General features: G+C 31.4%; 2 protein-coding genes. Both read left to right on the top strand.

Translation table 11 applies throughout. The features are described from left to right. Positions 1-347: 347 nt before the first annotated feature. The gene (locus ACH5TX_RS00440) at positions 348-725 is read left to right on the top strand and encodes a DUF3703 domain-containing protein (RefSeq protein ID WP_439337591.1); all 378 of its coding nucleotides are present in this window, start codon (positions 348-350) and stop codon (positions 723-725) included. 199 nt (positions 726-924) lie between these two features. Next, on the top strand, positions 925-1,473 hold the full coding sequence (locus tag ACH5TX_RS00445) for a hypothetical protein (protein ID WP_439337592.1): 549 nt from the start codon (positions 925-927) through the stop codon (positions 1,471-1,473). Positions 1,474-1,625: the final 152 nt, after the last annotated feature.

The raw sequence follows: 1,625 nt of genomic DNA on the forward strand, positions 1-1,625 counted from the left end.
GAGAGAAAAGATTTTCTGAATATTGGAAATAATGGAAGTTTTGACGGATTGGGTTATACTTACTATTTCATTGAAAAAAAAGAGAACAACAAATATCTTATAAGAAAAGTTTACCCTGTTATTTTTGAATAATTAACAAAATAATAAAAATACGTTAGGCAACAAAGCATAAAATTAATGGCTAGTTTAGCCTACTTGGAAAATTCCTGCGGAATTTTCCGCTGGTAAGTTTCTATTTACTAAATTAGTGCTTAAACGCGCCACTAATATTATACGTAGCCGTTACCCAACATTTGTAAAACAGAACGTTAGAATTTTAAACTGAACAGAAAACTAAAAAACCGGATATGAAATTTTACACTTCGATACCTGAAATTCTAAAGCCATACTATAAAACCGAATTGGATGAATACCGAACTGAATACTCAAACGGAAATTTAAAAAGTGCTTGGAATCATCTGGAAAGAGCTCATATAATCGGACAAAAATATCCTTACACTCATACTTTTGTACATTGGAAAATGTTGCAATTCGGAATTAAAATCAAAAGCGGAAAAGAAATTATCGGACAAATTCCACGTCTGATTTTCGGAGGTGTGAAATCCTTCGTTGGAAAAATTCCTGTTGGCAATCCTGGAGGAGCGAATGTTCCGCCTTTAAAACCATTTCCAATTGAAAAAGAATTGGAGAATATTTTTGCAAAAGCTGGAATTAAATTAAGCTGAAAATAAAAAACGTTGGGTAACAACATATATAATTTATTGCTAGTTCTAGCCTACTTACGAAAATCCTCGCGGATTTTCTATTCGGTTTTTATTTACTAAATTCAGTGCTTGAAAAACGCAACAAATCATATATAAATCCGTTGCCACACATTTGATAAATCGTGCTAAACGACAAACATAACGATTGAAAAACAAAAATATGATTAAGAAATTATACCTGATTTTACTACTGATTTTGCCGATTACAATGTTCGGACAATTATCGGAATCACTTGACGAAATGAAAGCTGATAAAAATGCTGAATATGAAAAATATGAACCCTTACTCTTTAAAGCAACTGAATATATATTTGACAATCCTGTAAACGTAAAATCAAAGGAATTTATTTCTGCTACGCAAATTGTCGGATTTTGGATGAATAAAGATACTGGAATGGGAATTCCAACGTTTGGGAATTTTTTCACTTCTTTGACTAATGTGAATAAACAACAATTTTTATACACAGTTGCGATGATTAATTATGGTTTAGACCAAAAAATCAATCACAACCGAATTTTGACTTGTAAAAAGATTAACGGACAAAAATTCAGCGAACAAGAAGATGTTAGAGAAGTTCAACTTGGTGGCGCGAAAATTTTGCTGGAATATATCGGAAATAAAAATAATAAAGTTCCAGTTAACTCAAAGACAAAAAAGTTTGTAAAAGCATACAAAAAAGGAAAGTTGGACGAAATGTTTTTTGATTAACAAATCGGAATAAAAACGTGTGGCAACAAAGCATAAAATTAATGGCTAGTTTTAGCTTACTTGGAAAATTCCTTCGGAATTTTCCGCTGGCAAGTTTCTATTTATTAAATTAGTGCTTAAACGCGCCACTAATATTATACGTAACCGTTGTA

The sequence above is a fragment of the Thalassobellus citreus genome, assembly GCF_044385915.1.
GTDB lineage: Bacteria > Bacteroidota > Bacteroidia > Flavobacteriales > Flavobacteriaceae > Thalassobellus > Thalassobellus citreus.